This window comes from Exiguobacterium aurantiacum (assembly GCF_001766415.1).
Taxonomy (GTDB): domain Bacteria; phylum Bacillota; class Bacilli; order Exiguobacteriales; family Exiguobacteriaceae; genus Exiguobacterium; species Exiguobacterium aurantiacum_A.
This window is the reverse complement of record NZ_MKXO01000003.1, coordinates 212,569-235,326: the sequence shown is the minus strand read 5'-3', so window position 1 is coordinate 235,326 and position 22,758 is coordinate 212,569. Positions and strand designations below refer to the sequence as shown.

General features: G+C 52.8%; 30 protein-coding genes and 1 other annotated feature (1 of these 31 only partly in view). Of the genes, 14 read left to right on the top strand and 16 right to left on the bottom strand.

The window, feature by feature from the left end; translation table 11 throughout:
- Window positions 1-174: a binding site (T-box leader), on the top strand (it extends 49 nt beyond the left edge of the window).
- Between the two features lie 53 nt (window positions 175-227).
- The 4 genes from trpE to BJU60_RS08780 all read left to right on the top strand — a co-directional run bounded on the left by trpE (window position 228) and on the right by BJU60_RS08780 (window position 4,277).
- Window positions 228-1,559 carry an anthranilate synthase component I gene (gene trpE, locus BJU60_RS08800; RefSeq protein WP_070328516.1) on the top strand — a complete coding sequence of 444 codons (1,332 nt, stop codon included), beginning with the start codon at window positions 228-230 and terminating at the stop codon, window positions 1,557-1,559.
- Window positions 1,556-2,134, top strand: coding sequence for an anthranilate synthase component II (locus BJU60_RS08795; protein WP_070328515.1), 579 nt, complete (start codon window positions 1,556-1,558; stop codon window positions 2,132-2,134). Before trpE ends, BJU60_RS08795 begins: the two co-directional genes overlap by 4 nt.
- A gap of 287 nt (window positions 2,135-2,421) precedes the next feature.
- Window positions 2,422-3,465, top strand: a complete 1,044-nt coding sequence (locus BJU60_RS08790) for a Fic family protein (RefSeq protein WP_070328514.1) — start codon at window positions 2,422-2,424, stop codon at window positions 3,463-3,465.
- A gap of 371 nt (window positions 3,466-3,836) precedes the next feature.
- Window positions 3,837-4,277 carry a small multi-drug export protein gene (locus tag BJU60_RS08780; RefSeq protein WP_070328512.1) on the top strand — a complete coding sequence of 147 codons (441 nt, stop codon included), beginning with the start codon at window positions 3,837-3,839 and terminating at the stop codon, window positions 4,275-4,277.
- A gap of 100 nt (window positions 4,278-4,377) precedes the next feature.
- Here BJU60_RS08780 and BJU60_RS08775 read toward each other — a convergent pair whose 3' ends face one another.
- From BJU60_RS08775 to BJU60_RS08745, 7 genes are all read right to left on the bottom strand, one after another.
- A complete protein-coding gene (locus BJU60_RS08775) occupies window positions 4,378-5,112 on the bottom strand; it encodes a ferredoxin--NADP reductase (RefSeq protein ID WP_070328511.1) in 735 nt (244 codons plus the stop codon).
- Window positions 5,113-5,133: 21 nt separating this feature from the next.
- Window positions 5,134-5,886, bottom strand: coding sequence for an iron ABC transporter ATP-binding protein (locus tag BJU60_RS08770; RefSeq protein WP_070328510.1), 753 nt, complete (start codon window positions 5,884-5,886; stop codon window positions 5,134-5,136).
- Window positions 5,883-6,959, bottom strand: a complete 1,077-nt coding sequence (locus tag BJU60_RS08765; protein WP_070328509.1) for an iron chelate uptake ABC transporter family permease subunit — start codon at window positions 6,957-6,959, stop codon at window positions 5,883-5,885. The genes BJU60_RS08770 and BJU60_RS08765 overlap by 4 nt, the downstream gene beginning before the upstream one ends.
- Entirely contained in the window at window positions 6,956-7,948 is a 993-nt protein-coding gene (locus BJU60_RS08760; protein ID WP_370259176.1) for an ABC transporter permease, read from the bottom strand. Before BJU60_RS08760 ends, BJU60_RS08765 begins: the two co-directional genes overlap by 4 nt.
- Before the next feature lie 24 nt (window positions 7,949-7,972).
- The gene (locus BJU60_RS08755) at window positions 7,973-8,974 is read right to left on the bottom strand and encodes a siderophore ABC transporter substrate-binding protein (RefSeq protein ID WP_438802342.1); all 1,002 of its coding nucleotides are present in this window, start codon (window positions 8,972-8,974) and stop codon (window positions 7,973-7,975) included.
- A 263-nt stretch (window positions 8,975-9,237) separates the two neighbouring features.
- Complete coding sequence (locus BJU60_RS08750; RefSeq protein ID WP_070328506.1) at window positions 9,238-9,528, bottom strand: hypothetical protein; 291 nt, start codon at window positions 9,526-9,528, stop codon at window positions 9,238-9,240.
- Complete coding sequence (locus tag BJU60_RS08745; RefSeq protein ID WP_070328505.1) at window positions 9,525-9,815, bottom strand: hypothetical protein; 291 nt, start codon at window positions 9,813-9,815, stop codon at window positions 9,525-9,527. The genes BJU60_RS08750 and BJU60_RS08745 overlap by 4 nt, the downstream gene beginning before the upstream one ends.
- Window positions 9,816-9,951: 136 nt before the next feature.
- Here BJU60_RS08745 and BJU60_RS08740 point away from each other — a divergent pair, with 136 nt between their 5' ends.
- From BJU60_RS08740 to BJU60_RS08725, 4 genes are all read left to right on the top strand, one after another.
- Complete coding sequence (locus tag BJU60_RS08740; protein ID WP_070328504.1) at window positions 9,952-10,260, top strand: DMT family transporter; 309 nt, start codon at window positions 9,952-9,954, stop codon at window positions 10,258-10,260.
- Between the two features lie 13 nt (window positions 10,261-10,273).
- The gene (locus BJU60_RS08735) at window positions 10,274-10,609 is read left to right on the top strand and encodes a DMT family transporter (RefSeq protein WP_070328503.1); all 336 of its coding nucleotides are present in this window, start codon (window positions 10,274-10,276) and stop codon (window positions 10,607-10,609) included.
- Between the two features lie 24 nt (window positions 10,610-10,633).
- Complete coding sequence (locus BJU60_RS08730; protein ID WP_070328502.1) at window positions 10,634-10,975, top strand: DUF4440 domain-containing protein; 342 nt, start codon at window positions 10,634-10,636, stop codon at window positions 10,973-10,975.
- A 170-nt stretch (window positions 10,976-11,145) separates the two neighbouring features.
- Window positions 11,146-11,622 (top strand): hypothetical protein, encoded by a 477-nt coding sequence (locus BJU60_RS08725; RefSeq protein ID WP_141737238.1) that lies wholly within the window; start codon window positions 11,146-11,148, stop codon window positions 11,620-11,622.
- 38 nt (window positions 11,623-11,660) lie between these two features.
- Here the strand turns inward: BJU60_RS08725 and BJU60_RS08720 are convergent, their stop codons facing one another.
- The 5 genes from BJU60_RS08720 to BJU60_RS08700 form a co-directional block, all read right to left on the bottom strand.
- Window positions 11,661-12,023 carry a VOC family protein gene (locus BJU60_RS08720; RefSeq protein ID WP_070328500.1) on the bottom strand — a complete coding sequence of 121 codons (363 nt, stop codon included), beginning with the start codon at window positions 12,021-12,023 and terminating at the stop codon, window positions 11,661-11,663.
- The gene (locus BJU60_RS08715) at window positions 12,020-12,793 is read right to left on the bottom strand and encodes an ABC transporter permease (protein WP_070328499.1); all 774 of its coding nucleotides are present in this window, start codon (window positions 12,791-12,793) and stop codon (window positions 12,020-12,022) included. Before BJU60_RS08715 ends, BJU60_RS08720 begins: the two co-directional genes overlap by 4 nt.
- Entirely contained in the window at window positions 12,790-13,494 is a 705-nt protein-coding gene (locus BJU60_RS08710) for an ABC transporter ATP-binding protein (protein ID WP_070328498.1), read from the bottom strand. Before BJU60_RS08710 ends, BJU60_RS08715 begins: the two co-directional genes overlap by 4 nt.
- A gap of 33 nt (window positions 13,495-13,527) precedes the next feature.
- Window positions 13,528-13,749 (bottom strand): DUF6440 family protein, encoded by a 222-nt coding sequence (locus BJU60_RS08705; RefSeq protein ID WP_070328497.1) that lies wholly within the window; start codon window positions 13,747-13,749, stop codon window positions 13,528-13,530.
- 144 nt (window positions 13,750-13,893) lie between these two features.
- Complete coding sequence (locus BJU60_RS08700; RefSeq protein WP_070328496.1) at window positions 13,894-14,610, bottom strand: GntR family transcriptional regulator; 717 nt, start codon at window positions 14,608-14,610, stop codon at window positions 13,894-13,896.
- A 174-nt stretch (window positions 14,611-14,784) separates the two neighbouring features.
- On the opposite strand from BJU60_RS08700, the gene BJU60_RS08695 reads away from it, so the two are divergent.
- From BJU60_RS08695 to BJU60_RS08675, 5 genes are read left to right on the top strand one after another with little or no spacing between them, the layout of a single operon-like run.
- Complete coding sequence (locus tag BJU60_RS08695; RefSeq protein WP_070328495.1) at window positions 14,785-16,104, top strand: 6-phospho-beta-glucosidase; 1,320 nt, start codon at window positions 14,785-14,787, stop codon at window positions 16,102-16,104.
- Complete coding sequence (celB, locus tag BJU60_RS08690; RefSeq protein ID WP_070328494.1) at window positions 16,101-17,420, top strand: PTS cellobiose transporter subunit IIC; 1,320 nt, start codon at window positions 16,101-16,103, stop codon at window positions 17,418-17,420. The genes BJU60_RS08695 and celB overlap by 4 nt, the downstream gene beginning before the upstream one ends.
- A 29-nt stretch (window positions 17,421-17,449) precedes the next feature.
- Entirely contained in the window at window positions 17,450-17,749 is a 300-nt protein-coding gene (locus BJU60_RS08685) for a PTS lactose/cellobiose transporter subunit IIA (protein WP_035386318.1), read from the top strand.
- Entirely contained in the window at window positions 17,746-18,042 is a 297-nt protein-coding gene (locus BJU60_RS08680) for a PTS sugar transporter subunit IIB (RefSeq protein WP_070328493.1), read from the top strand. Before BJU60_RS08685 ends, BJU60_RS08680 begins: the two co-directional genes overlap by 4 nt.
- Window positions 18,035-18,730: a carbohydrate deacetylase gene (locus BJU60_RS08675; protein WP_070328492.1), complete on the top strand. Its 696-nt coding sequence runs from the start codon at window positions 18,035-18,037 to the stop codon at window positions 18,728-18,730. The genes BJU60_RS08680 and BJU60_RS08675 overlap by 8 nt, the downstream gene beginning before the upstream one ends.
- Before the next feature lie 55 nt (window positions 18,731-18,785).
- Here the strand turns inward: BJU60_RS08675 and BJU60_RS15470 are convergent, their stop codons facing one another.
- Window positions 18,786-19,037, bottom strand: coding sequence for a dihydroxyacetone kinase (locus BJU60_RS15470; protein ID WP_035386313.1), 252 nt, complete (start codon window positions 19,035-19,037; stop codon window positions 18,786-18,788).
- A 114-nt stretch (window positions 19,038-19,151) separates the two neighbouring features.
- A complete protein-coding gene (locus BJU60_RS08665) occupies window positions 19,152-19,712 on the bottom strand; it encodes an AAA family ATPase (RefSeq protein ID WP_070328491.1) in 561 nt (186 codons plus the stop codon).
- A 123-nt stretch (window positions 19,713-19,835) separates the two neighbouring features.
- Between BJU60_RS08665 and BJU60_RS08660 the strand changes: the two genes are divergently transcribed.
- Entirely contained in the window at window positions 19,836-20,747 is a 912-nt protein-coding gene (locus BJU60_RS08660; protein ID WP_070328490.1) for a cation diffusion facilitator family transporter, read from the top strand.
- Window positions 20,748-20,778: 31 nt separating this feature from the next.
- On the opposite strand, the gene BJU60_RS08655 is transcribed toward BJU60_RS08660, so the two are convergent.
- Together BJU60_RS08655 and BJU60_RS08650 are read right to left on the bottom strand one after the other, a co-directional pair.
- On the bottom strand, window positions 20,779-21,555 hold the full coding sequence (locus BJU60_RS08655; protein ID WP_070328489.1) for a VLRF1 family aeRF1-type release factor: 777 nt from the start codon (window positions 21,553-21,555) through the stop codon (window positions 20,779-20,781).
- A 12-nt stretch (window positions 21,556-21,567) separates the two neighbouring features.
- On the bottom strand, window positions 21,568-22,737 hold the full coding sequence (locus BJU60_RS08650; protein ID WP_070328488.1) for a hypothetical protein: 1,170 nt from the start codon (window positions 22,735-22,737) through the stop codon (window positions 21,568-21,570).
- Window positions 22,738-22,758 lie beyond the last annotated feature (21 nt).

Genomic DNA, 22,758 nt, shown 5'->3' with positions numbered 1-22,758 from the left:
CCGGTGGTCGATGCGAACCGGTGACGTGTCTTGCGTGAATGGGCTTTTGAGCGTTCAGACCGATACGTAGGCTCTGACGGGTCCTCCCGTTACCGAGGACAGCGAATGATCGTTCGCGATGAGTGGGGGGAACTCCCCCAACGAAGGTGGCACCACGGGTCTCCCGTCCTTCATGTCTATTTAGACATGTCGGGCGGGGGACTTTTTTATTTGGAGGAGGAGATTACATGGAACAACTGATCATCAACGGCGACGAACTGACCCCGGTGGCAATCTTCCACCGATTGCAAGGAGAGCGGAAAGTACTGCTCGAGAGCCGGGCTGAAGGCAAACACGGACGTTACTCGATCATCGCGGCGAACCCGGTCGAGACGATCCGTGTCGACGGCAACACCGTGACCGATGCAACGGGCACGACCCAAACGGACGACCCGCTCGCCGTCTTATCCACATTGATCGCACGCGACACGGAAGACGCCCCCTACCCGTTCATCGGCGGCGCCGTCGGGTATATCGGCTACGACCTGCTGCGGACGTACGAGCCAATCCCGAACACGCCGACCGAGACGCGCGACTTGCCGGACGCGTTATTCCAGCGCTATGAGACGGTCGTCTTATACGACCATCTCGAGGAGCGTGTCATCTTGATCGACACCGGCGACAGCGACGGAGCGGCCCGGCTCGAACAGTTGAAAATCGAGCTCGAGACGGCGAAGACGCATGAACTCGCGCCGGTCGTCCGAACGAGCGAACGGATCTTGACCGACAAAGACGCATTTATCGAGCGTGTCTTGAAAGCGAAAGAAGCAATCCTTGCCGGCGAGGTGTTCCAGCTCGTGTTGTCGCAACGGATTGACGCGACGTTCACCGGTGACCCGTTCCACTTCTACCGGACGCTGCGAAAACTTAATCCGAGCCCGTACTTATTCTACATCGACCTCGGCGAAGCAATCGTCCTCGGGGCGTCGCCTGAGAGTCTCGTCCGTGTCGAAGGGAACCGCGTCTCGACGAACCCGATCGCCGGTACGCGCCCGCGCGGCAAGACCGTCGAAGAAGACATGCGCCACGCTGCCGACTTGATTGAAGACGAGAAAGAGCTGGCCGAACATCGGATGCTACTTGACCTTGGCCGGAACGACATCGGCCGCGTCGCCAAAGTCGGCACGGTCACGATCCCGAAACAGATGGAAGTCGAGCGTTTCAAAAACGTCATGCATCTCGTCTCCGAAGTCGAAGGCGAACTGCGTGACGACTTGAACCCGATCGACGCGCTACGGGCCTGTCTCCCGGCCGGCACCGTCTCTGGGGCGCCGAAGATTCGGGCGATGCAGTTGATCGATGAGCTCGAGACGGTGAAACGTGAAGTATACGCCGGGGCCGTCGGCTATCTCGACGTCCGGGGCGGCTTCGACTTCGCCCTCGCCATCCGGACGATGGTCGTCCAAAATGATACGGCGTACGTCCAAGCTGGGGCCGGCATTGTCTTTGACTCGGACCCAGTGTCTGAATATGAAGAGACGCTGCATAAAGCCAAATCCCTGTTGGAGGTGTTCGCATGATTTTACTGATCGATAACTACGACTCGTTCACATATAACGTCTATCAAGACGTCGCCCGGTTCAGCGATGTCTTGGTCGTCCGTAACGACGAGCTGACGGTCGATGAAATTCGCGCCCTTAACCCGTCCGGTATCATCATTTCACCTGGTCCAGGTGGTCCAGGTGACGCCGGTGTCTCCCTCGACGTCGTCCGACAGCTGTCGGGACAAATCCCAATCCTCGGTGTCTGTCTCGGTCATCAAGTCATCGCCGAATCGTTCGGCGGCACGGTCGGCCGGGCCAAACAGGTCATGCACGGCAAGACGTCCGTGATCGAGACGACACCCGGTGCCTTGTTTGACGGGGAACCGATGGACGTCATGCGGTATCATTCGCTCGTCGTCCAAGCGACGGAACTCACCGTGACGGCTAAGACTGCGGACGGTGTCATCATGGCGCTCGAGCATCCCGAACACCCGACGTACGGCGTCCAGTTCCACCCCGAGTCGATCGGGACACCGGACGGACGGGACCTGTTCGAACGGTTCGTCGCGATTTGTCACACAAAAAGACCGAGGAACGTGTCCTCGGTCTGAGTGTCGAACTTCCGTACAATGATGAAGAAGTCTGATGCTACACATACGATGAATCATATGAACCAAGCGCGTCTTCGTTGAAATCGGAGATGCGCTTTTTCATGTCACTCACGTTCATAATTTGAAATATAACTCATCTATCCCTAAACATAGTCATACATTAAGAGAATGAGTATGTTTAATATTTTAAACTCATCATAAATAGGTTATATTATAGCTAAACATAGTCAAAAATTGATGAAATGAATATGTTTAATCAATTTTGATAATGAATGAGGGTGATTCTTATGCGAAATTACGATTATCAGTATTTAAGAAATCTCTCCTTGCCGATGGAGACCGTACGATTGATCGGCCACATCAATGAATACAAAGGCAAACAAGACCTGTATAAACAACAGGCGCCTCAAATTCTGAACACCTTGCGTGACGTGGCTGTCATCCAATCGACCAAGGCTTCCAATGCAATCGAGGGAATCGTCGTGACCGAGAGCCGCCTACACACCATCATGTCGAAGACCTCTGACCCGGCCGACCGCTCGGAAGCTGAAATTGCCGGATACCGGGATGTATTGAACTTGATTCATGCCTCAGCCCAGGACATCCCAATCAACCCGAACATATTGCTTCAGCTCCATAAAGAGCTCTACAAGTTTGTTCCGATTGAGGGCGGGAGATGGAAGAATGTCGATAATGAAATCAGTGAGACCTTCCCTGATGGCACGCGCCGGACGCGTTTCGTACCAGTCCCAGCCTTTGAGACCCCAGCGGCTGTCCAGGCCTTATGTGACAGTGTAAAAGAACGTCGGCAAAATGAAGACGTCGATTCGCTCATCTTGACGAGTATGTTCATCCTCGACTTTTTATCCATCCATCCGTTCAATGACGGGAACGGACGAATCGCCCGTCTTTTAACCTTGTTGATGCTCTATCAATTCGGCTTCGAGGTCGGTCGCTATATTAGTCTCGAGAAGATTGTCGAGGAACGAAAAGAAGATTACTATGAATCCCTGCGATTGTCCTCAATCGATTGGCATGAGAACCAACAAGACCCTTTTCCATGGATTCATTATCTGTTGAGCGTGATCCTTGCCGCATATAAAGAGCTAGAAGATCGTGTAGGACTCGTCACGTCAGGAAGTCAAAGTAAGAGTAGCCGGATTAGACGATTCGTAGAAGGGAGAATCGTACCGTTTACCAAGTCGGATGTTCGGAATGCTTGTCCCGACATTAGTGAGGCGACCATCAACCGTGTCCTTCGGGAATTGCGGGATGAAGGGGAAATCGCTCCGTCTGGACTCGGCCGGAGTGCGAAATGGATTAAGCAATAATTCTTCCGAGACGTGTTTTTTAGTAAAGACCGTCAAAGTGAAAAGAATGTATGTATTGTTGGCTCTTTGTGATGCGACTCTCGAATGCCGAGGAACGCGGACTGATGAAAATCGAAGTGATTGAAGACCCAAGATTAATCGGTGATTTACACTATTATGTACACGTGGAAAATGAACATCAGATGGAGCTCTTCCTCGAGGATGTCCCGCCCAACTCAAAGGAATTGATTCGAGACGAAGGACGATTCTATGATTATTTCTTGGAAGAATAGATTGATGTCAAAGGTTCGATTGAAGTACTCAATAATCTGAATTTAGGCATTCACCGTGAAGACAAGTGGTCAAACGATTGAACATAAAGGAGAATCAAAATGAATCTATTTGAATACATCAGTCTGTCTGCGACCGCATGGTTCATGGGCTTCTTCCCTATGTTCGAAATCTATTTAGCCATCCCGAGTACGATGTTACTCGGTCTCGACGGCGTCTCTGCCGTCCTTTGGGCCGGGCTTGGTAACTTCTTGCCGGTTCCTCTGCTCGCTTATTTTTACGATTGGCTTCATCGATTCAAACGTCTTAGTGGCTGGTTAGACCGCCTAGAGAAACACCGCTTTAGTCATTTAATGCGCGAACATGGCAGTTGGTCCATCATCCTCGTCACGCCTCTATTAGGATCATGGGTAGTTGGCGTGATTGGTCATTCGATTGGGATGAGGCGCTCTACACTTCTCATCTATTCAGCCATCAGTATATTCGGGTATGGCGTGTTAATAGCTTGGCTCACCTCTAAAGGAATCGAGTTCACAATCTGAGACATGTCTGACGTCCATAGCAAATGAAAAAGAGTGCTGACTCATTCTGTTTTCGAATGAATCGGCACCCTTTTTTTGATTGCACGAGATTGCTCAATCGTTATCCATTGCCTGAAGAAGAGATCGTGTTTTTGTCTCTTTCTGCTAAAAACTCATCCAACTGAAAGTCATGCTTGTCGAGCACAATTTGATCGCGTGCGATGCCTCGCTCACGTAGTGTCGCGATCGTCTCCCGCAAGAAGTCGTCGCTCCCAACGATGTAATACAAACCATCCTGATCGGTCGCGAGCATCTCGACCGCCGCGTAATAATCTGAACGATTGGCGACAAACTCTGCCGTGAAGCTGTTTGATGACGTAAATACGTCGTTGAATAGATAGTTCGCTGACGTGTCGACGTTCAGCGAATGGAGATGCGGGATACCTGCCCCATTCTGTAAGTATTCGAGTACGATCGGGCGGAACGTCGCGAGCCCGACACCGGCCGACAACAAGTACACATTCTTCCCCTCACGCTTCAATGGGACGTTCGAATGTGTCTTGAAGATGGCGACTTGTTCGCCAATCTTCATATCACGCAAGATCGACTTGAACTCGGAGCACTCTCGCTTGATCCGTGTCGTGATACCGATCGCGCCTTCACGCGGCAGCGTCGAGATCGACATGTGGCGAATCAAGCTCCGGTTCGGTTTGTCTTCTTTGTTGAACCCTTCTAACGCGAAGTGGGTATGCGCCCCCTCGTCCCACGTGAAGCCGTCCGGGAGCTCGAGTTGGAACGTGTATGTATCTGGCGCTTCCTGTACAACTCGTTGAATCGGTGTCCAGTAAATTTGCATCGTCGTCACTCCTTCCTTCTATTAATAGACCGCAATCGGTCCGTATGGTCCTTGAATGATTTCAAGCTTCGTTTCAAAGATGTCGGATAGCGTCTCGGCGACCATGATCTCATCAACCGTACCGAAGGCGGCGATCTTGCCGTCTTTCATCGCACAAATCCGGTCCGAGTACTTGGCCGCGAAGTTGATGTCGTGGAGCACGGTGACGATCGTCCGGCCGAACTCGTCGGCGACGTGGCGCAAGTATTCCATCATCTGGACCGAGCGAGCGATGTCCAAGTTATTGAGCGGCTCATCGAGCAACACGTATTCCGTCTCCTGGCAGAGCACCATCGCGACGTACGCCCGCTGGCGCTGCCCGCCCGACAGTTCATCGAGATAACGATGCTCGAGCTCCGTCAAATCAAGGAAGTCGATATACTTCGAGATGATGCGTTCATCTTCTTGCGTCAACCGTCCTTTCGAATACGGGAAGCGACCGAACCCGGCGAGCTGACGGACGGTGAGACGCGTCACGAAATGGTTTTCTTGTCGTAAAATCGTGATGATTTTCGCCAAGTCTTTCGATTTCGTGCTCGACACGTCCATCCCCGCGACTTGAATTTGACCCGCGTCTAAATCGAGCAGGCGGCCAATCATCATGAGCGTCGTCGACTTGCCGGCCCCGTTCGGCCCAATCAACGACGTGAACCCGGCTTTCGGGATGTCGAGATTGATCGGTCCGATTCGGACGTCATCCGTATACGATTTTTGTACTTGTTCAAGTTGAATCATAGCGATTTTCTCCTTAAGATGATTGCCAAGAAAACGATTCCGCCGAACAATTCGATAATGACGGACACGACACTCGGTGTATTGAGAATGTGATACATAAAGAAATACGCGCTCGTCAACACGAAGAAACCGAGCGCGAACGCCATCGGAAACATATACTTATGGTCATACGTCGAAGCAACCTGATAGCTGAGCGTCGCCACCAAGAATCCAAAGAACGTCAGCGGTCCGATGAGCGCTGTCGATACCGACATCAATAGCGAGATGAGAATGAGCGTAAAGATGACGCTCCCCCGATGGTTCACCCCGAACGATGTCGCTACATCTTTCCCGAGTGCGACGACGTTCAAGCGATTTGAGAAGCTATACAACATGATTCCGACGACAATCACAATCGGAATGACGATTGGGAAGTACGCGGCATCAGCATGCATGACCGATCCGAACAGACGGGCCTGAAGGATATCAAAATCCGACGGCGCGAGCATACGGCGCATGAACGAGGACACCGAATTCAAACCGGTCCCGATGATGATCCCGACGAGAAGCATGAGTTGCAGATTCCCGTATTTCCCGGACAAGAGCCAGCCATACAAGAGCAGGCTCATGAGCACCATGAGGCCGACCTGGGTCAAAAAGGCACCGGTTCCCGAAAAACCGATTAACGCACCCGCACCGAAGAAGAAGATCATGCTCGTCTGAATCGTCGAATAAAGCGCATCGAACCCGAGCAAGGATGGCGTGATGATGCGGTTGTTCGTCACCGAATGAAACGCGACCGTCGCCAAGCTTTGACAGAGCGCGGCGATCGCCATCGTGATGACGGCGACGACCCGACGCTCGACGACCGGGATGAACGACGGCGAATCGAACGGGACCGGATTGTTGTAGACGAGTAACCCGAACGCACAGAGCAGTCCGCCCACGATGAAGAATGCAAGGAACAGCCAATAACGGCGCTGTTCTCGTTTCGAACGGAACGCCGTCGCACACCGCTCTTCCGTATGCACGGATCGACCATCGACGTCATACGCTTCCCGTTGCTTCGTCTTGTTTTCGATGAGTGTGCTCATCGTACCCCTCCCGTCTTCCGTTGTCTCAAGAGAATCGCGATAAACACGACCGACCCGACCGTCCCGAGAATGAGCGATACCGGTAATTCAAACGGCATGATGATCGTCCGCGAAATCAAGTCGCTGACGAGAACCGTGCCCATACCGATGACGCATACCCACGGCAAGTTGCTGCGGAGATCGTCTCCACGAAACATCGAGACGATGTTCGGGACGATCAGTCCGAGGAACGGCAGATTACCGATGACCGTCGCCACGACCCCGACCGCAAGTGCGATCAGCCCCGTCGCAATCAAGATGAGACGGCTATAGTTGACGCCAAGGCTCGTCGCGATATCTTCGCCGAGTCCGGCGAGCGTTAACCGGTTCGCGAGGATGAAGATGAAGAACGTGACGAGAATGATAAGCCACAAGTATTCATAACGTCCGACCTGCACCGATGCGAACGACCCGACGAACCAGCCTTCAATAGTCTGACTCGCTTGGAAGAACAAGCCGAGAAACGTCGACACGGCCGATACGACCGCCCCGAGCATGAGCCCGATAATCGGGACGATCAACGATGAGCGAAGTTTGACCGAGCGCAGGAACCAGAAGAAGACCATCGTTCCGATGAACGAGAAGACGATGGCCCCCGTCATGCGCATCATGAGCGTCGGCGCCGGAACGAGCAGATACACAGTGAGCAGACCGAGCCCCGCCCATTCGAGCGTTCCGGTCGTCGTCGGTTCGACGAGACGGTTTTGCGTAATCAGTTGCATGACGAGCCCCGACATCGCCATGGCGGCACCGGTCAACATGATGGCAATCGTGCGCGGGACGCGGGTAATCCAAAACATATCCGCTCCGCCCTCCTGACGAATGTCATAGACGCCGGTCACGAGCGAGAGGCATGCCAACATGAAGACAACGAGAACTGCTACGACAAAGGACTTTGTCCATATGTTAGAAAAGGAGGGCTGAGACAATGTCTCAACCCTTGCTGTCATTGGTTTTTGCACAACATGACTCCCTTACTTCGAAAGCGCGGCTGCGATATCGTTGAATAGTTCAGAGTATGTTTGAATCGACTCGTTGATGTACGTGTCGTTCGGTGCATAAACGATTTTTGCATCTGTCACGGCTTTTGTTTTTTGAAGTGCCGGTGCGTTATCGATCACGTCTGCTGCAGGTACAGCGTCTTCCATGCTCGAAATCGCCGCGTCACGGTCGAGGACGAACAACCAGTCCGGGTCACTCTCAGCAATCGCTTCAACCGATACCTCATCCCCTTGGTGGTCACCTGTCGTTTTCTCTACCTCGAGGGCAGGTGTCCAGTCAAAGATGTCATACATCGGTCCGAAGACACGACCTGTATTCGGTGCCGAGAATCCGATATCGGCGCCTGAGACGATGACTGACATCACTTTGTCTTCACCGTTGTATGAAGCTTTTACACTGTCGATCGATGCTTCGAAGCTTTTGATGAGTTCATCTGCTTCCGTTTCTTTTTCAAAGATTTGGCCGAGTGAACGCGTCGTCGTCTCAAAGCCTTCTACCAAGATTTCACCTGGCGTGCCCGCATCTTCTGGGAGCTCAATATTCAAATCGATGACGGCTGCTTCCGGAACTAATTTTTTAATGTCGTCGTAGTAGTCGGCGAATCGTTGACCGACGATGACGACATCCGGATCGACACCGGCGATTGCTTCTAAGTTCGGTTCATTGTGCATCCCGACGTCAACGATGTCTTTATCATTTTTATAAGGCAAGTCCGCTGGAATCAATCCGATTGGTGCCGCGACCAAGTCGATGTCCCAATCCGAGAGCGTCTCGAACGTCCGGTTGTCGAGCGCGACGACCTTCTCCGGGTTGACCGGTACTTCGATCGTGCCGTGTGCGTCCGTGATTTCCACCGTCTTCGGTTTCGCTTCCGCTTCCGCGTTACCCGTATCTTTTGCTTCATTCTCGTTCCCGCATGCCGCGAGCAACAAGACGAGCGATGTCGCCATGATTGATGCTTTTAATTTCCCCACTTTTTCCATCTCCCTATATGTATTGATCACGCCGACAACCTTCTCAATCGAACGGCATCCCTGTTGTTGATCTTGTCTATGTAGGCAACAGGAATGCTTTATCATTGATAATGATTATCATTGTCGTTTTCATTGAGAAGCATAGCAAACAAAAAAAGGATGCGCAATGCCAAAATTTCAAAAAGAGATTGGAAATATTTTTCCTACTATTAATGCAAAATAAAAAGAAAGTGGTACGAGACCACTTTCTGGAGGGTTAGCGTTCAGTTTTTCTTATCCCGCTTTCTCCCGAGAATGCTGTAAGTGAGAAATAATACGAACGTGTACGTGAACGAGAAGAGAATGATTTGCAGGAGGCCGTCCGGAAGCAGTTTCACGATGAAAAACAGCGAAAAGATGATGGCAATAATCAGATGAGGACCCCGGATATCCTCCGGCAGATCGCGCCAGTAAATCACGACGAGTGCTAACGCGAGCGGCCCGCATAGCGCAAATAAGATGAAGAACGGGACAGGCCGCATCAGAAATGGTACGTCTTGTTTCTGATGATTCATGCTTCCGAAATTCCGTTCGCGAATAACAACAGGAAAATCCAAATCGATAACGGTACAATCAATCCGATGTTCGCGAAGAGGCTGAATAATCTAACCATCTTCTCCTTCGAGAAAAGTCCCCAGATGAGTGTGGCAAGCAACGCGATATCCAAGGCGAGATACACCCAGATGGCTGTCAGCAAGTCTAAATCCGGAAAGACGCGGCCGTTCAACGTAAACAGTGTTAAGAACGTCAACAAAAAGAGTGCGAGCGTCATATAGAGCGGTGCGTATTGGCGTCGATTCATCCAACCATCTCCTTTTCCTAATTATCCCATTCGCTTATTCTATCGACAACCCTTATAGATTTTGCTACATTCACAGCAACGTACATGAAGTGATGACATTGAATACACTACTGATATTGTTGGAGGTCACGGTTATATGGGTTTTGCTTATCTAGTTGCTGCGATTATCGCGGAAGTGTTCGGATCAAGTATGTTAAAACTGAACGCAACGTCGACGAACCGACTGCCAATCCTCGGTGTCGCGCTCGGATACGTGACCGCGTTTTATCTGTTGTCGCTCGCGCTCTTGTCCATCCCGCTCAGTTTCGCCTACGCGTTTTGGAGCGGGGTCGGCACGGCCGCGACGGCATTGATTGGCTTTCTCGTGTTCAAGGAACAAGTTCGAAAACAGACCGTCATCGGCATCGGACTCGTCATCGTCGGGCTCGTCTTGATGAAAATATGAAGGAGGGACACGTGTGAAAGGGTATATGCTATTACTGGTTTCGATTTCGTTCGAGGTGCTCGGAACATCGATGCTGAAGCTGTCAGACGGCTTCACAAATTTATTGCCGAGCGTAATCCTGCTTGCGAGTTTCGCCGTCTCGTTCACGCTCATGGGCTTCGTTTTGAAGACAATCCCGCTCAGCATTGCCTATAGCGTCTGGGCCGGTATTGGCACGGTCGCGACCGGATTGATTGGGGTATTCGTCTACGGTGAAGTGCTCTCGACACTGAATAGCATCGGGCTCATCGTCATCGTGCTCGGTGTCATCGTCATGAATTTCGGGAAAACGAATACGGTACACGGCTAACGTTTTTAGAAAGGAGTGACGCGAATGCTCGCACCATTGATCGAAGAGAAAGAACGCCTTTTATTGACGACGGAAGTTCGGACGTCGCCTGAGCGATTGCGTGAACTGTTGACCGAAGATTTTTTTGAAATCGGGAGCTCCGGTCGCGTCTTATACAAAGAAGACGACACGAATACGATGGACCTTGGAGAGATTGACATCACACTGTCCGACTTCAACCTCGAAGTCATCCGCGACGATGTCGTGCTCGCTACGTATCGAACCGAGAATCACGCGACTGAGAAGACCGCTCTCCGCAGCTCGATTTGGGTCAGGATTGACGGCGTATGGAAAATGCGATTCCATCAAGGGACACCTGCACAATAACGATAGATAGGGCGCGCCGATTTAAGTGCCCTCTTTTTTCTATTCACCCTACCATTTATTTTGCTCACCCGCCTTGTCCGGATGTCCTATAATTCACGTATGAATGACACCAAAAGAGAGGGTCGACAAAATTGAATACATATAGCACACGCAACCACCTTGAACCGGTCATGCGACGACCGAGAGCCACGCTAGAAGAGAAGTTAGCGCTTATGGAGTCACGCCGAAAGAAATTGATGTTCGAGCCGACGATCCCGCTCGATGCCATCCGTAAAAAGAAACCGACCATCACCGTCACGTTCTCCGTCGGTGGCTTCGGTGTCCACAACGAGTCCACGTTGACGTTCTTTGAAGACGGGTCGGTCAAACGAGAAGTGATTTGGCGCGAAGATTACGACTTGAGCGTAGCAATCCCAAGCTCAGGTTGGTACGAGAAGGAGGATGCGATACGCGTCCACGAACGATTCGTCGCCCTCTCCTCACATCGTTGGCCTGAAGTGTTTGAAGAAAAAGGATATTACACCACCGATGGGACGCAGTGGAGCCTCGTTGTGAAACGTCTCGGGAAACTGATCCATCAGCATTCCGGCAGCAACGCCTACCCATCAAGCTGGAAAGCCGTCACGGAACTGTTCGGCATCTCGTGAACCGACAAAAGGAGCACCCACTTGGGCGCTCCTTTTTCTCATATCGCCTGAATCATCTCGACCCGATTGCCGAACGGGTCGCGGAACTCGAACCGGTCAAAGCCAGGGATTGGAATCCCTTCAATCCGCTCGATTCCTTCTGCTTCGAGTTTCCGTCCCCACTCCTCTAAATCGGTCACCGTATAGGCGACATGTGCTTTCGTTTTCAGCCGATCGACCCCGTCCTCGGTACCGACATGGACGCTTCGGTCGCCGACTTGAAGCCAAAACCCGCCTCGTCCTTGAAGCGACTCCGGTTTGTCGATTTCATTCAAGCCGAGCACGTCGCAATAAAACGCGCGTGCTGTCGTTTCTTCACCTTTTGGGATCGTGATTTGCACGTGATGGATGCCTATGATCATGTCGTTTTCCCCTTCCGATACGTCAATCCGATAAACTGTAGTTTTTGGTTGAACAGACGCGGATACGCCATATAGCCGACCATGACGGCCGAAATCGTCGCCGTCGTCAAAATGAGGAACAAGATGAGCAGTTGGTACAACACCGCCTCCATCGGGTCGGCGCCGCCGATGATAAGGCCGCTCATCATGCCCGGAAGCTGGACGAGCCCCATCGTCTTTTGCGCCTCGACGGTCGGGATCATACTCGTCCGGATGGCGTTCTTCAAGCTCCGCTCGATTGCGATTTTCGGTGCCCCGCCCATCGACAGGATGAGCTCGATGACCTCGTCGCTTCGTTCGACCTCGTCTTTGAACTTGTTCAAAAACAGGAGTGACAACACCATACAGTTGCCAATGACCATACCGCTGATCGGAATGATTTTCTCCGGCTCGAACGGGATGATGCCGAGCCCGAGCATGAGCCCCATCGTCAGCGATTCAACCGTGACGAGCGTGAGGACGATCATCCAGGTGATGCCAGGGATGCCGTCCCCTTTTTTGATGATGTTTTGCGTCGCCGCGCCAATCATGAGGAGGATCATGAGCAGCATGAACACCGGGTTATCGCTCTCGAAGACGAACGTTAAAATGTAGCCGATCAACAACAGTTGAATGATCGAGCGTACCGTCGCGATGACGATGTCACGCTCGAGACCGAGCTTCAAAAATAACGCCAACCCGAGCGGAATCGCCACGAAAATCAAGGAAGTCATCAGTTCGATGAACGTCATAGCTCTTCCCCCCTGACGAAACGTCCGATCATCGGATTGTCCGACTCGTCGATGAACGACGCGTCTCCGAACTCAATCAATTCCCCGTTCCGTAAAAACCACATGTCGTCACTGACCCGTCTCGCTTGATCGAGGTCGTGGGTGATCCAAATGACGGTGACCCCGAAATCTTTTTGAAGTCGCACGATCAAATGCTCGATCTCTTTCACCGTCCGGTAGTCGAGGCTCGACGTGATCTCATCTAACAGCAAGACGTCCGGTTTATTGACGAGCGTCCGGGCGATGGCGACCCGGCTCCGCTCCCCGCCCGACAACGTCTTGATCGGTTGGTCGAGCGAGATGCCATCCAAGTCGACTTTTCCGAGCAGCTCTGTCGCTTTAGCCCGGTCGAGCGTCTCCCCGAAAATCGCTTTCGGTAAATTCAAGTTGTCGTACACCGTCCCGTCGATCATCGGGGCGCTTTGGAACGCCATGCCGATCTGTTTCCGGAGCGCGATGACATCGATATCGCGGATGTTCTCGCCTTTGAAATAAATGTCGCCCGCGTCCGGCGATAGTAGCCCGTTAATATGCTTCAGGCACGTCGTCTTGCCGGCGCCGCTCGGTCCGACGAACGTCGTGATCCGGCCTTCGCGGAAGTAGCCGGTGATGTTATGTAGGATGTCGTTATGACTGACCCCAATGAATTCGATAATGTGCATGTGTCTTCAATCCTTTCTCGATCCGATCCCTATTTACTGAAAGTTAGACACGTCGTCGACCACGACGTCACCGTTTGAATCAAGTAACGGCGTGATGCCGCCACCCGTCCCGACCCATGTCTGGATGTAGTTGACACCGGTCGCTGTGTCGACGAGTATCATAACTTGGCCAAGTTCCGGCAACTGTTCCGTCAATTTGACTTGGAAACGCGTCGCCCCTGTCACTTCCTCGTCTGTTTTTTTCTTGAATAACATGACATCCCGCCTTCCTACTGTTAACTGTACGCAACATGACCCTTGGTTTCAATGAATGCGATATCTCCAAGGCTGACAAATCCTTAACCCGTTCATTTTTGTTTAATATGACTACAAAAAAACACGCCAGGTTTCGGCGTGTTTTCAAGCGTAGCTCCGTTCGATGACAAAACTTGTCTTGTCCCCTCGGAAATATGAACGTGAGTACTCGATCGTTTTTCCTGACGCGTCCTCGGTCACCGTCTCGATATAAAAGCACGGCGTCCCGAGCGGACAGTCGAGAAGATCGCTTATCCGTTCGTCGGCGAGCGCGATCTCGAGCGCCTCGGTCGTCTTGGCGACGTGGACGTCGTGGACTTCCGCTAGCGTCTGGAACAGCGAGTGCTCGGCTTGCTCTTTCGTGATACCCGGCGCGATCTGCCACGGGATGAACGATACCTCGTACTGCGTCGGCTCTCCGTCGGCGTGACGGATGCGCTCGATCTTTTGGATCGGTGCCTGCTCGTCGACGGTGAACACGTCGGCAAGTTGCGCATTCGCCGAGACGACCGACAAGTCGATGAGCGACACTTGGCCGCGCTTGCCTTGAACGGCGAGCTGAGCCGCGTAATTGTTCGGCGTATGCGATAACGTCTGCCGTACTTTCTTCCCGGCGACGAACGTGCCGCGCCCTTGCTGGCGGACGAGATAGCCTTCCGTCGTCAACTGGTTGAGCGCGCCGCGGACCGTCGTCCGGCTGACGTCGAACTCTTCGCATAACGCGTACTCGGTCGGGAATTTCTCGCCTTCTGTATAATGTCCGCTCTTGATACGGGACAATAACTCTTCTTTGATGGCTGTTTGAAGCGTCGACTGCGACATTCTGTCACCCCTTTGTGTCATCCTTCTTTCCTTTATTCTGATACAGCAAACATACAAATGCAAATACAAAAAACAATTTGTATTATTTGTACTTTTTATATTGCGACAAGTTGTATTATTTGTTATATTTGTTACAACAAAAAGAAATCGCTTTCACAAGGAGGAGTTGGCACTATGGCAGTCAAGGTCGTCATCATCGGTGGAGGTTCGAGTTATACCCCCGAAATCATTGAAGGTTTGATCCAGCGACAAGCGACGTTTCCGGTTCGGGAGATCGTTCTTGTCGACATCGAGGAAGGGAGAGACAAATTAGACATCGTCGGCCGTCTCGCCGAACGGATGATTCAAAAGGCAGGCGCTGACATCAGACTCAGTTGGACGCTCGACCGGAAAGCAGCACTTGTTGGCGCCGACTTCGTCTCGACGCAGATCCGCGTCGGTGGCCTGAAAGCCCGCGCCTTGGATGAACGCATCCCGCTCAAGCACGGCTTCATCGGTCAAGAGACGAACGGTGCTGGCGGCTTGTTCAAAGCGTTCCGGACAATCCCGGTTTTGATCGAGCTCGCTAATGAGGTGGCGGAGATTTGCCCGGACGCGTGGCTCGTCAACTTCACGAACCCGGCCGGTATCGTCACCGAGGCCGTCTTGCAACACTCGGCCCACAAAAAAGTCATCGGCGTCTGTAACATCCCGTTCAACATGCGCAACTCGGTCGCTGAGATTTTAGACACCCCGGTCGAACGTGTCGCCATCGAATTCATCGGACTCAACCATTTCGTGTTCGGCCGCCACGTCTGGGTCGACGGCGTCGATCGCACGGACGACGTGCTCGCGTCACTGAACGCCGGCACCGACTACTCGCCGGCGAACATCGTCGGGCTCGGTTGGAGCGAATCGTTCTTGAAATCGCTCCGCATGTTGCCGAACCCGTACCATCAATACTATTTCCAAACGGCGGACGTACTCGCGAAAGATTTAGCGGCGTATGAACAGAACGGCACGCGCGCCGAGGTCGTCCAGCAAGTCGAGGCGCAACTGTTCGAGAAATACAAAGACGTCGATCTCGACGTGAAACCTGTTGAGCTCGAACAGCGCGGCGGCGCCTATTATTCCGACGCCGCCTGCAATTTGATGGACTCGATCTACAACGACCGCGGTGATATCCAGACGGTGAACACACTGAACCGCGGCACGATTCGCGATTTACCGGACGACGCCGTCATCGAAGTGAACGCCGTCATCACGAAGGCTGGTCCACGTCCGATTTCAATCGGTGCGTTACCGCTCCCGATCAAAGGACTCATCACTAATTTGAAGACGTTTGAACAGCTCGCCATCCGCGCAGCGATGTCCGGCTCATACAACGATGCCTACCTCGCCTGCCTGATGAACCCGCTCATCCAAGATGAGAAGAAAATCGATCCGCTCCTCCGTGAGCTATTCGACGCGCATGAAGCGTACTTACCACAATTTAAGAAGGAGGTTTACTCATGAACAAGTTTATCGAAATCGCTGGGCGCATCGGTTCCCAGCGACACTTAGTCGCCATCCGTGATGGATTCGTCTCGGTCATGCCGCTCATCATCGTCGGTTCGCTCGCTGTCCTCATTAACAACTTCCCGGCCATCAATTTAGGTGGCCTCTCGCTCGACTTCGTCGGCATGATGAACAATGCGTTCGGCGAAGGGAACTGGCAAGGACTCGGCGGCAACATTTGGACGGCCTCGTTCGCCATATTAGGTCTTTTGGTCGCTTTCTCGATCGGGTATAACTTGGCCCGGTCATATGGAGTCGATGGGCTCGCCTCCGGTATTTTATCAGTCGCGTCATACATCATGCTCGTGCCGGTCACAGAAGACTGGGGGCTTAACTTCGCTTGGCTCGGTGCCCAAGGATTATTCGTTGCCATCATCGTCTCGATCGCAGTCACCGAACTGTTCCGTTACCTCATCAACACGAAATTGACGATCAAGATGCCGGAAGGCGTACCGGGTGGGGTCACCCGTTCGTTCCAAGCACTCATCCCGTCGATGCTCATCTTGACGCTCGTCGCCGGAGTTCAACTGTTCATGACACTCCAAGTCGAGCTCAGCATTTTTGAAGTCATCTTTAAAGTCATCCAGCAACCGCTTCAGGGGTTCGGCGACTCGCTCGCGGCCGGTCTCGTCATCGCTTTCTTGAACCACATCCTTTGGTTCTTCGGACTGCACGGCACGAACATCATCGGTTCGGTCATCGAGCCGATCTATCTCCCGCTCATCGAGCAAAACTTGGCCGCGTTCCAAGCAGGCGTCTCGGCGTATGACGTCCCGTACACGGTGACAAAACCGTTCCTCGACTCGTTCGTCTTCATGGGCGGATCAGGTACGACGTTCGCCCTGCTTCTCGCCATCTTCATCGTCGTCCGCAAGCAGCGCAACCACCCGTATCACCAAGTCGCGAAACTGTCGGCGCCGGCTGGACTGTTCAACATTAACGAACCGGTCATCTTCGGTCTCCCGATCGTGTTGAACCCGGTCATGTTGATCCCGTTCATCTTGGTACCGGTCACGCTCACGATCGTGTCATATGTCGCCCTCTCAACGGGCATGGTACCGAAGACGGTCGCCATCGTCCCATGGACGACGCCACCGATCATCAGTGGTTACCTCGTCACCGGCGGCAGCGTCCGCGGCGTCTTGCTCCAAATCGTCAACTTGACGATCGCGACGGCGATGTATATCCCGTTCGTCATGGCAGGAGCGAAAGCGATGACGGCCGAAATCAATAAAAATAAAGCAGAAGTCAACGAAGGAGAGAAAATCAGTTGAAGACAGAAAGCATCCAACAATTATCGTTCATGATCATCTTGCACGCCGGCAACGCCCGCTCGTCGGCGTTCGAGGCGATTGCCGCCGCCAAACGCGGCGAAGGTGAACTCGCCGAAGCGAAAATGAAAGAAGCGGATGAGGCGTTTTTAGAAGCCCACAAGCTTCAAACCGAGCTGTTGCAAGAAGAGGCACGCGGTGCGACGAGCGACATGAGCGTCCTGCTCGTCCACGCCCAAGATCACTTGATGACGGCAATGACCGTCAAAGAACTTGCGATCGAGATGGTCGATATGATCACTCGACTCAACCAATTGGAGGAATTGAAATGAACATCTTACTCGTCTGCTCGGCCGGTATGTCGACATCGATCCTTGTTGAAAAAATGCGCACCGAGGCCGCAGCGCGCGGCCTGGACGCGACAATCGAAGCCATCCCGGAATCACGCTTGAAAGAACAAACGAACGTCGACGTCATCTTGATCGGACCACAAGTCCGCTACCTCGAAGGCAAGATCAAAGCATCCGTCACGGTACCGGTCGCTGTCATCGACAATATGGCTTACGGGCTCATGAAAGGCGACCAAGTGCTCGACCAAGCGCTCGGTCTCGTGCAAAATGCATAAAACACACGTCTTGATCAACGCCGATGACTTTGGACTGACATCTGGTGTGAATACCGGAATCCTCGACAGTCACCTCAAAGGGATCGTCAATTCGGCGACGATGATGATGAACGGCTATGCCGTCGAGGAGGCCGTCACGATGGCAAAACTTCATCCCGGCTTACGTGTCGGTGTGCACCTCGCCTTGACGTGGGGACGGCCGCTCGCAAAGACAAGTACACCGCTCACGAAAGAAGACGGGACGTTCCGCTACACGAACCGGTTTCTGACGGAAGCGGCACCGGACCCTGAGCTCGTCTATCTCGAGTGGAAAGCGCAAATCGAGGCGTTCCGCGCGACGGGACTGTCGCTCCATCACCTCGACAGCCATCATCACGTCCATGGTTGGCCGGCGATCCAAGACGTCATCGTCCGTCTCGCCGAAGAATACGACACGACGTTTCGGGCCTTAACGACACTCGATGCACGACGGGACTTGTGGGTGACCGAGCGGTTCAGTGACCAGTTCTACGGCGATGGTGTGTCCCGGGCAACGCTCGACGCAATTCAACCAGGCGACTCGATCGAGGTCATGGTCCACCCGGCCGACATCGATGAGATTTTACCAAGCGTCACGTCTTACCTCGTGCAACGCTTACTGGAAAAGCAGCTATTGATCAACTATGAGCGCCCTGATTGGTGGGTGTAGAAAAAGAGAGTTGTTCACCGTTTACCGGCGAACAACTCTCTTTTCTGTTCGTAGATTAACCAGGTAGACCTCTTTCTTGTCTACTCATGTCTTCAATCACTATGTCATAGATCTCACCTAGCGACGCACAATATTTAACGAGATCCCACGGTTCGTTCGTGTGAAAATGAATCTTGATTAGATTTTCGTCCCCGACTGCCAATAAACAATCTCCCGCGAAGCTTGTGTTGATGTACTCAAATATCGCATCTTCGGACAGTTGCTCCCCTTCGATCAACAGTTGTGTATCATATTTGAATTCTATCATCTTGTTCACCTCCAATTTCAAAGGATAGACTAGGCAGAGTGTAATGATTACCATCTAGTGCTAGATTATCTCTTTTCGTCCCGCTTGGCAAATCAGCCGTCGCTCTTCAAACTTCTAAAGGTTGAACTGGCGTTGGATCTGTCGCGCGACCGTTTCGGCATCAAGGTCCGTATTGTTGATCCGCAAATAGTTGTCGACATCGATCTCCCCATCACGCGAGTTCAAGCGGTACAGCGTCGCCGTCTGCTTCAGCTCGGCCTCGGACCAAGCGATATCCCGTTTCGTCGGCTTGTGTGCAAGCCGGTTCTCGGTCGTGTTCCGGGCGAGCCGCTCCTCGATGTCCGCTTCGAGCTCGACGTAGTAGACGTCCGCCCCGTGCGACTCGAACAGTTCCGCCACTCCTTCGATGTAGGTCCGGTCTTCTTCCATATCAAACGCCCAGACGAACGTGAAGATCAAGCCGGGCTGATCGCTTTTCGCGACCGCTTCGAATAACTCGTGCCGAAACAGTTGGACGAGCCGGCGCCCCTCGTCCGTCCCGTAATCAAAGAACGGGCTGACGAGATCGATCGTCATATGGTTATGCAGTAACTTCAATCCTGTCTGTTTCGCGAGTTCCTGTCCGACCGTCATCTTGCCGACGGCTTGTGGACCGATCAGTATGACAAGCTTCATTCTTCCCCCGTCCTTTATCCATTTTTTTCTAGCATACCATACGGCTCGAGTCCTCGAATAGGAACACTGAAAAGCGGGAAAACACGTACCAACGGCTGCTCAGCTTCTAAGGAGGACATTCCCATGCCAAAAGACCCCAAACTCGAACGCTTCGTCCTACGTGTCTCTGTATTTGGCTCCTTGTTCTTCGCCATCGCCGGCATCATCGTCGGTTATGCGTTATCGTCCGCCTTCATCCTGTTCGATGGAGTTTATTCGTTCTTGAGCGTCATCATGAGCTGGATCTCGCTCCGGGCCGGCGTGTTCATGCTGACGTCGGACAAGCGCTTCCCGTTCGGCAAGAGCACGATCGAGCCGTTCATCATCTTGTTCCAATATGGTGTCCTCTTATTCGTCATCGTCAACGCCTTCCTCGGTGCGATCGATGATATCCGCGCCGGCGGCAACGACCTCGTCCTCGGTTGGGCGCTCGTCTATCTTACGATCAGCGGCGCATTGACGTACGGGATCTTCCGCTACTTACGGACGTTCCAGATGAAAGCGAGCTCCGGTCTCGTCAGTGCCGAGATCGTTCAGTGGCGGCTCAGCTTCATCTTGACCGGTGGTGCCCTCGTCGGCTATTTGATCGCCCAAGTGCTCGTCTGGCTATCGTTTGACGCCATCTCCCCGTACGTCGACCCGGTCATGCTCATGCTGATCACCCTTTGGCTCGTCAAGACGCCGCTCATCGAGATGTGGGTCGCCATCAAAGAATTGATCGGGATGAACACCGAGACCCCGTACAGTAAACAGATCACACTCACCATCCTCCAAGTCGCCCATCAATACGAAGTCTCGAAAACATACGTCCGGACGACGAAGTCCGGTAATCTTCTGTTCATCGAGATCGACCTCGTCGTGGCGAAAGACTACCCGTATGACAAAATCGCCGAGCAAGACCGGATCCGTCAAAAGATCGAGGACGCGCTCGCCTTCTTGCCGTATGAGAAATGGCTGACGATCTCGTTCACACAAGACAATCGCTGGGCAGAATAATAGCGAGCGACATGACGTCACTCGCTACTTTTTATTGCTCAAACGCCCGGCGCAGAATCTCTTCTTCCTCGGCGTTTCCTAAGTTCCGGTTCACGACGCGCTCGATGTCGATGTCGAGTTCATCTTTCAATAAGTTCGCACTCCGATCTTGCCCGATGATGACGACCTCGTTCCATTTATGTTTCTTGTGTAAGGAACGAATCTCACCGGCGATATCCCGGTAAAACCGTCGGACTTGTTTTTCTTTCCGGCTGTCGAATTGGTCGATTTGGCTGCTTGACGCTGCCTCGCCACCCTTACCGCGACCTTGGTACCGTCTCCATTGATCGGTGTCTAAATCAAGATCGAACACGACGACGTCCTCAACTTCACCGAGCCGCGTATCGTAGGCGGTGATGCTGTCGAGCTGGGCGAGCAAGATGCCCGTGTTCGGGAATTCGGCGTCGAGTCTCTCGATTTGGTCCAAGTTAGGTTTGTCACCGTAATGGAAGTCGTTCTCGACGTCAAGCTGCAGGAAGTGGAGCTCGAATAAGCCATCATTTCCTTCCGCAAACAAGACGATGCTGCGCAACAGCTTATGCTCGTTGCCCATAATCTCACGCTCGGCCCGTTCCCGGACGCCTTTGAACGCTTTCAACTTCGCCTCGTCCCCGTTCTTGATTTCTTGCTCGAGCCGGCGCAGCTCGTTCTTCAAATGAATCTCCCATTTATCGCGCTCGCTCGGCTTCGTACTTAAGTAGAGACTCAGTACGCCCGCCTCCGTGTTATGCAGTTGCTTGATCTTTCCGAGTTCTGTTGATAATGCCATCTTGTTCCCTCCTCAGTAAATGAACGCAGCGAGTATCCCTGTGATGAACACAGATGTGATCGTGACCGTCGAGAATCCGGCGACAATCATTTTCGGTAATATTTCATCCTCGATCACATGCACCTCCTCTTCCGTCTCCCCGATATTCTTCGCCGCCTCTTCGCTCAAGATGAGTGTTCCTGGGAAACCATATAACGACGTCAACCCGATCGCCATCGACATCTCTTTCGAGTAGCCGAGGAAGCGGCCGACGAGGAGCGCAAACAACAAAAGTCCGGACACGCCGAGAACGAATGAAATCGTGATCGGCACGATCAAATCGAACAACGCACTCGGTGACAGCGTCGCGAGTGGTCCGAAGATGATGAGCAGGATGGCGATCATGATGAGACCGTACGCATCGATCCCGTTCAACGCGTTCGCTTTCAAAACCTTGAAGCGGCGCAACACGATACCGAGGATCAAGGCGATGACGAACGTGTTCAGGTAACCGTTCGTCCACCCGCTGATGACGGTCGAAATCAAGACGACGACCCCCATGACGAACAACGTCCCGGCCGTCGTATGGAACGGCGCCGGCAAAATCGAGTCATCTGTCTCGTCATGGACGACGGCATGTTGTTCAGGCGTGACGAGCGTCCCGTCCCGATGTGCCGTCCGGATGCGGAGTGCCTCTTTCCGTAAGATGATCGACGTGAGCGGAAAACCAATCAGCCCTTGCGTCGCCGCGATCAAGACCGGGAATACAGCGACCGAGACGAGTCCCGCGTTGACGGCGGCGTCTTGGACGAGAATGATCGAGATCGTTCCGCCGCTGATAGCTGCGATGGCACTTAAAATATAATTCGTATCGAGGAAAAATTGCCCGATCACGTATAGAAAAATCCCGATGCCGAGCACGGCGGAGACACCGATGACGAACGTCTTCCATTGCCGCTTGAACTCGTCGAGACTGATGAGCGTCCCGAGATGGACGATAACGAGTCCGACGACCGTCTGACCGAGGGCTAGTAAAGATGATGACGGTAACAAATCTTCCGGGAACAATCCGGATTTGAAGCCGACGAGAAAGATGACAGACGCGACAAATAGCGAGGACAGCAACGCTTTCGTTTTCTTGGCGACGAAATCACTGATCGTCCAAATGAGCATGACGATCGTGAAGGCGAGTAAGGAGTTCATGAAGGGCTCCCCTTTCCAAAG